7 protein-coding genes and 1 pseudogene are annotated in these 6,203 nt (G+C 47.1%); 6 read left to right on the top strand and 2 right to left on the bottom strand.

The window, feature by feature from the left end; translation table 11 throughout:
- Nucleotides 1-304, top strand: a pseudogene (locus H6G62_RS27550) (hypothetical protein); the annotation flags it as partial.
- A 30-nt stretch (nucleotides 305-334) separates the two neighbouring features.
- Here the strand turns inward: H6G62_RS27550 and H6G62_RS25560 are convergent.
- Nucleotides 335-667, bottom strand: coding sequence for a cupin domain-containing protein (locus H6G62_RS25560; protein ID WP_190500452.1), 333 nt, complete (start codon nucleotides 665-667; stop codon nucleotides 335-337).
- 53 nt (nucleotides 668-720) lie between these two features.
- Between H6G62_RS25560 and H6G62_RS25555 the strand changes: the two genes are divergently transcribed.
- The 4 genes from H6G62_RS25555 to H6G62_RS25540 all read left to right on the top strand — a co-directional run bounded on the left by H6G62_RS25555 (nucleotide 721) and on the right by H6G62_RS25540 (nucleotide 2,793).
- Nucleotides 721-1,302 (top strand): Uma2 family endonuclease, encoded by a 582-nt coding sequence (locus H6G62_RS25555; protein ID WP_190500450.1) that lies wholly within the window; start codon nucleotides 721-723, stop codon nucleotides 1,300-1,302.
- Between the two features lie 196 nt (nucleotides 1,303-1,498).
- Entirely contained in the window at nucleotides 1,499-2,155 is a 657-nt protein-coding gene (locus H6G62_RS25550) for a type I restriction endonuclease subunit R (protein ID WP_199325248.1), read from the top strand.
- Between the two features lie 72 nt (nucleotides 2,156-2,227).
- Complete coding sequence (locus tag H6G62_RS25545; RefSeq protein ID WP_190500448.1) at nucleotides 2,228-2,449, top strand: DUF2281 domain-containing protein; 222 nt, start codon at nucleotides 2,228-2,230, stop codon at nucleotides 2,447-2,449.
- Nucleotides 2,449-2,793: a type II toxin-antitoxin system PemK/MazF family toxin gene (locus H6G62_RS25540; RefSeq protein ID WP_190500446.1), complete on the top strand. Its 345-nt coding sequence runs from the start codon at nucleotides 2,449-2,451 to the stop codon at nucleotides 2,791-2,793. Before H6G62_RS25545 ends, H6G62_RS25540 begins: the two co-directional genes overlap by 1 nt.
- A 182-nt stretch (nucleotides 2,794-2,975) precedes the next feature.
- Here H6G62_RS25540 and H6G62_RS25535 read toward each other — a convergent pair whose 3' ends face one another.
- On the bottom strand, nucleotides 2,976-5,882 hold the full coding sequence (locus H6G62_RS25535) for an NACHT domain-containing protein (RefSeq protein WP_190500444.1): 2,907 nt from the start codon (nucleotides 5,880-5,882) through the stop codon (nucleotides 2,976-2,978).
- A 219-nt stretch (nucleotides 5,883-6,101) separates the two neighbouring features.
- Between H6G62_RS25535 and H6G62_RS25530 the strand changes: the two genes are divergently transcribed.
- On the top strand, nucleotides 6,102-6,203 hold a 102-nt coding region (locus H6G62_RS25530), incomplete at its 3' end, for an IS1 family transposase (RefSeq protein ID WP_199324940.1).

Here is a 6,203-nt window from a genome sequence, read left to right as displayed (position 1 = left end):
ACAGGTTGGACAGGTCATCTCAATGGTCATCGGTCCTACTCCCTCAAACGCTAGACATGCGACGGCGTTACCTGATTTCTCTCTATCCTTTACGTTAATCCACTACCCCTGCTATGGTGATGCATTAATCTACAGACCAGAGAAAAACCAGCCAGAAACAGCTTTGCCCTATGCCCAGTTTATGGACAGCTTACGGGGGTTGACCATAGTTTGCGACGAGGGGCCACACCAGTTGGAGCTAATTACAGTCAAGTGGAATTTCGGGTGCCGCCAGCGCAAAGTGAGGTTGAACGACATGGGCTAGCCGCAGATCGGCACGCCCTGAATGTTACTGCTAGCCCTCTGCCGAAAGGGTGAGCAGAAAGGCGAGGTTGGTGGTGGCATCTAGGGCGTGGGGGGCATTGGCCAGCATCAGCACAAACACACCGGGTTCTAGGGTAATGGGTTGGCCCTCTAGGGTGAGGGTGCCGCTGCCGGAGATGACCTGTACCGTGGCATTGCGGGTGGAGGTGTGTTCTGAAATTTCTGTGCCTGCCGCTAGACAAAAGAGGGTGTATTGACAGGTGGCATCTTTCCATAGCACCTTACTCAGCACGCCGGAGTCGGGAAACTCTAGGTGGTCGTGGAGTTGCAGGGTAGTGGTGGGTGGGGTGATGAGAGTGGCCATGGTGAGAATCAGGGCGTTCTAGAATAGGGTCAGGGCGTTTTGCGGTTTTGTCTATGCTAGCCACCGTTGCCGTTCACCTGCCAAAAACCTTGCGGGTCAGTGAGGATCAGTTTGGGGCCATCGTCCAGGCCAATCCTGACTTGCGCCTAGAACTCACCGCCACGGGAGAATTGATCGCCATGTCGCCGACCGGGAGCGAGAGTGGAAGTTACAACTCTGAACTGACCGCTGATGTCGCGATCTGGAATCGCCGCACCAAGCTGGGTAAGGTGTTCGATTCCTCCAGTGGGTTTCGGTTGCCCAATGGGGCCATTCGTTCCCCCGATGTGGCTTGGGTGGCGCTGGAACGCTGGGCCGCTCTCAGCCCCGACCAACGCCAGGGCTTTGCCCCCCTCTGTCCCGATTTTGTGATTGAGCTACGGTCAGCGACGGATGATGTAGCGACACTTCAGAACAAGATGCAGGAATACATCGACAACGGCTGTCGGCTGGGCTGGCTGGTGAACCCCAAAACTCGCACCGTAGAGGTGTATCGTCCCGATGCGGCCCCCGAAACCGTCCCCTTCACAGCGACCCTATCCGGGGAATCCGTCTTGCCCGGATTTGAACTCAACCTCCATAGCCTCTTGCCGTAGAATATCCACGGCATCCAGAGGGATCCAAGCACCTCAGCGCTGCGGGCGTACCAGGTGCCGTGCAAGGTACCACCGTCCATACCAAGAGCGCCCAACAATGTACCCTACGCCTGGGTAGGCCAAATCTTAAAATATCTAGTCGTCCTATCTCGCTTCATCACAAACGGGGTGACAACTGAATAGGGATAGAGAGGCAATGATGGTTCAAACCCTGGCAATTTCCGAGGCAATTTCCGAAGGTCTGACCCTCAAGTATCTGCGGGAGTCCTTCAATCTCTCCTGGGTGCAGGAGCCGGACTTTTTCCCAGAGTGGCAATCTGAGTGGCCTACGCTCACAGCGGCTCAACAGCAGGCACTAGATCGCATTCGAGATCGCTATTTTCACCAGCTTGAGGAAGGATCGATGCTGGAAAATGGCGTAAAAATGATGATTGTGTCGCCCTTACTGGATTTAGCGGGCTTTTATGATCCACCCTTTCGCTGCCGTTTCGAGCCTTCGGTGGAGGTGAGCCTTGACACGGGCGAAACCACCCTCAAGGGCCGCATCGATACCCTGGTGGTGAATCAGCAAATCTGGGTTTGGGGCTTGGAGGCTAAACGCACTACGTTTTCGCTCTCTTTGGGCATTCCCCAGGCGTTGGCTTATATGCTGACGAATCCTCAGTCCCAACAACCTGCCTATGGGTTGCTGTGTAGTGGGGAAAGTTTTTTGTTTCTCAAGCTGTCGCTTCAGCCTAGCCCCCAGTATGGTTTGTCGCAGCATTTCAATATCCTCAACCCTGGCGATTTGGGCCAAGTGCTGGGAATTTTGCAACACTTGGGGCAGTTAAGTCTTACCACAGCCGAGTTCTAGCTGAAGAATGGTGGTGCCGGAAATGTAGTCTGCACGTTAGAATTACGGCATACGGCCTTTTGGCGAATTCCTATGACGATTGCTGAACAGATTTTCCAGCATCTAGCAGTACTACCTGAAAAAGAGCAGCGTGAAGTGCTGGACTTTGTTGAGTTTTTGGAAAACCGCTACCGACAACAAAGCCAGCGATCAGAAGATAAAAACTGGTCAACGTTTTCCCTGGAATCGGCCATGCAGGGGCTTGAGAATGATCCCATTGAATACACAGCGGCAGACTTGAAGGAAACGTTCTAATGGTTCAGGAAGGAAAAATTGTTCTTTTCCCGTTTCCTAATACTGACCAAACCCGTGGGAAATTACGACCTGCCCTCGTGCTGTGCCAGTGCCCTAGCCAATATGATGATTGGCTCATCTGCATGATTTCGTCTCAACTTACTCAGTACATGGCTGACTTAGATGAAATAATTGATGAGGGTGATGATGATTTTGATGCCAGTGGCTTAAAGCGAACTAGCCTTGTTCGAGTAACTCGTCTAGCTGTGGTCAGTTCATCTATTTTCCTTGGTTCTACAGGGGAGATTTCAAAGACTCGACTTGCACGAATTAAGCAGAAGTTAGCAGCCTGGATCTTGACGTAAGTATGCATGGTTTTTCGTAGCATTTCAATATCCTCAACCCTAGCAATTTGGGCCAAGTGCTGGGCATTTTGCAACACCTGGGACAGTTAAGTCTTGCCGAGGTTGAACCCTAGGACTATCTCCCATAATCTGCTATCTATACGTAAACCACGAGGAGAAGAAGAACTCTTGAATCAAATTATTTAAGCATCTTGCCAAGCTGCTAAGAATTGCTCATAGGGCATATTCTCTGCACAGTGATAGAGAGCATGAAAGCAGTCGAAATAATACTTCCCATGCATAGAATACTTCCTATGCATAGACTTATTTTCTCCGTCAGACCAAAAACCCCTCTTGAAACCCCGTACTGCGGTCGAGTAGCGAGACTCATTCAACAAAGAAATCATCTGATCTAAAGAGAGTCCGCTAGAATGAACATTCGATAGGATGTCAAGGAAAGTTTTTTCATCTGTTTTGGCCAATGCAATTTTTTTCTCTCTTTCTGCAATCTTGAATAGTTGATATTCGTCATCACTCATAGACATAAATAATTCGGTGTTTCTCTCAACCTCTTCTTTAGTAAGCATTCTCCACCAGGGAGAGTCACCCTTTTTAATTTTATCAATTTCCCATTGGATTTCATCCCGATCTAAAAGAATTGAAGATGTTTTCAACTGTTCTCTGTTGACGTTCCAGTAGGATCTTAATGACTCTAATGCAGAAATTGTATTTTCCGCATTCTTCATTAGACATGATTCGACATATTTCAAAAGTTGGGCGTAAGGAACATTACTTAAGATCTTATCCTCTTGAAATATTTCGGGAAATCTTGAATACAGAATTTTCAAAAATTCTGGGAGACTCTGGTTCCGTTCGTCAAGAATAGATGCAATTATGAGTGCAGCATCTAGTAGATTAGAATCGAAGAAAGTATATTCACTCGCGTAGAAAAGATAAAGGGCAACAGATAAAATAGGATCATTAGTATTGACTGCATCATTATCTGCAAAGAGACGACGACCCGCTTGATATAGCGTATATAATGCATTGTTTTCGTGGCTATAGGAGAAGAATAAAATTCGTCGAATTGTGAGCAATCCTATCTTGCTACTTGGATCTATGGACAGCAAAAGATCTGAAAAGTGCCATACAAGATCTAGATCATCATTAATTTCTTCAATCAAAGTTAATAGTTTTCTCCTTTCATGAAAGTCTTCTAGCCAGTTGTTAAAATCTTGCAAAATAGAGATAAGATGCTCTTTAAGAATATCTTTTTGAATGGGAAATTGCTTAATCCTAAAATAAATGCTGCTGCATATAAAAGATGGACTGCCGTGAGGAGTAATTGGCTTTGCCTTATGATTAAATCTTCTTTTAAGAAGTTGATTTTCAAAGATATTGTGCTTAAACTTTAAGAATTGCAACTTGGATTTCGTGGGTAAATTCATCTTGTCATCATGAAAGCATTGATTATACGTGTAACGATATATTCCTTCAAATATAGAACATATATATTTCATGCTATCTTCTGCAAGGGTCTCGCCGGAAAATATGTAATCTTCAGCCTTGAGCGTAATTGGATAGTATAGCCAAATAATGTTTCCGTCTTCATTTATGATATTTTCATCATCGGGCGGATGGCCAAAGGCAAAGTCGAAGACTTGATCAAGGATCTCGTCTTTGTATTCAGACTCTGGAAATTCTGTTAGACATGATGCGGCTATGAATATGGCCCGATACTCATAGAACTGTCCGCATTGATCTTCAAAGTAAATTAGCTTTCTCAGCAGAAGATCCTTATCGTGCTTGCTGATGTGGCTAAAACCGAACCAGATTAGAAGGGGTTCTTTCCATCGAGCATCAAAGATTCGGTAGGATCGTTGATGAGCTTCCTCTGTGTCAGGATCAAAAAAGAATTCACCATCTTCTATAGATAGTGCTGCAAAATATTCCTGAAAAGTTGGATGAATAAATGCATAAACTTCCTGGTTTCTATCTCCCAGAGAGTTTAGCCAGCCCAACGCTAAGCAAAGGTTACGGGTCTGATCGTCAAGATGCTCATCAACCTGAATTTGGGTCAAACGATAGGCCGATCCACCCCTATCAATAGCTGCTTTGGCGAGTTCACCCAGAGATTTATCTAGTTTTTCTCGATCACTGCGACTAATCGAGAATCTATCTGACTTCCATCGATACAGCGCTGCGACGAACCGTTCGTATAAAGCTGCTTTTGTTTCTGGTAGCGTGGAATCCTCTTGCCAGGTGCTACACAACAGCGTTAGCCGGAGAGGGCTTTTAACTAAATCCTGGATTCGATGGTTGCGGCCATCATTGAGGGCTTGCCACAGATCACGGCCTTGATTTGGATTGGATTGAGCAAACCAATTTTTAATAAAATTCTCGAGTTGCTCAGGGCTAAACTGGCCAATGCGGTAGGTTTCAAACTGGTCAAGGGCATTCAGGCTGGCCTCCCAAACATTGACGCGACAGGTGACAATCACACGAGAAGCTGAGATCCACCCCTCAAGCAGATCCCTAACTTCGCGAAGCGCACTCATAAATGGCAAGGAGATCTCATCCAAACCATCGAGTAATAACCAAACTTGACCTGTCTGCACTAATTGGGCAAATTCCGCTTGAGTGGCAGGACTGTCAAAGGCTACGGCTCGCTTTAGCCAAACATTCTTGAGATATTCTCCCAGGTTTTCTAATCGGTTATTATGCAGTTGCAAATCGGCTAAGGATATCCAGATTGGCAGACCTAACTCATGGTCTAGGATCCAGGAGGCAATTTTTTGAAGCAAGGTGGTCTTGCCTGCCCCTGGTTCCCCAATAATGGCGATGCGTTTTCCTTGGGTTCTGCCTTCACCCTCACGCAAGATGCGATCTAGAAAATCACCATGGGTAAACTGCTGAACCTCGCAGACTTCTGAGACTTCTGAAACTTCGTGGGAAGAGTCGCCCTTGACCGCAGGGCTGTTGGAACTCTTGATAGCTTTGGTTTGGCGTTCTAGGAGTGATAGCGGGATGTGAATATCATCGACGTTGAAATGGCTACTCGGATCCGTCAACCATTCGTTGGTGGTGAGCCGACGGTGACGATCCAGCATTGATCGGCACACCTGTGGCCAGGGTGAAGGGCTGCCCGTCGCAGTGCTATGTTGGGGCGGCTGTTTGGATTTAGCGTCCTTTGAACAATCAACAACCTGGCAATAGTCCAGTTCCAAAGCCTTGCAGATGGCTATTGGGTAGTGCATTAATGCACGGGACAGAGGAAAATCAGGCTACGCCACCACGATAACCAGGGAGACAAACGCATGGCCATCGAGATGACCTGTCCGACCTGTGGGTCTCACGATATCTCCAAGAACGGCACCAGCCATCGCGGGAAGCAAAATTACAAGTGCCGGGACTGTGGCCGTCAATTTGTG

Source organism: Phormidium sp. FACHB-1136, assembly GCF_014697375.1.
Taxonomy (GTDB): Bacteria; Cyanobacteriota; Cyanobacteriia; order Phormidesmidales; family Phormidesmidaceae; genus Nodosilinea.
This window is presented reverse-complemented; position numbering and strand designations above follow the sequence as displayed.

What these genes read in the sequence shown, in the direction of transcription:
- H6G62_RS25560 (WP_190500452.1), bottom strand. Translation starts at nt 667, where the DNA reads ATGGCCACTCTCATCACCCCACCCACCACTACCCTGCAACTCCACGAC.
- H6G62_RS25545 (WP_190500448.1), top strand. Translation starts at nt 2,228, where the DNA reads ATGACGATTGCTGAACAGATTTTCCAGCATCTAGCAGTACTACCTGAA.
- H6G62_RS25555 (WP_190500450.1), top strand. Translation starts at nt 721, where the DNA reads ATGCTAGCCACCGTTGCCGTTCACCTGCCAAAAACCTTGCGGGTCAGT.
- H6G62_RS25535 (WP_190500444.1), bottom strand. Translation starts at nt 5,882, where the DNA reads ATGCTGGATCGTCACCGTCGGCTCACCACCAACGAATGGTTGACGGAT.
- H6G62_RS25550 (WP_199325248.1), top strand. Translation starts at nt 1,499, where the DNA reads ATGATGGTTCAAACCCTGGCAATTTCCGAGGCAATTTCCGAAGGTCTG.
- H6G62_RS25540 (WP_190500446.1), top strand. Translation starts at nt 2,449, where the DNA reads ATGGTTCAGGAAGGAAAAATTGTTCTTTTCCCGTTTCCTAATACTGAC.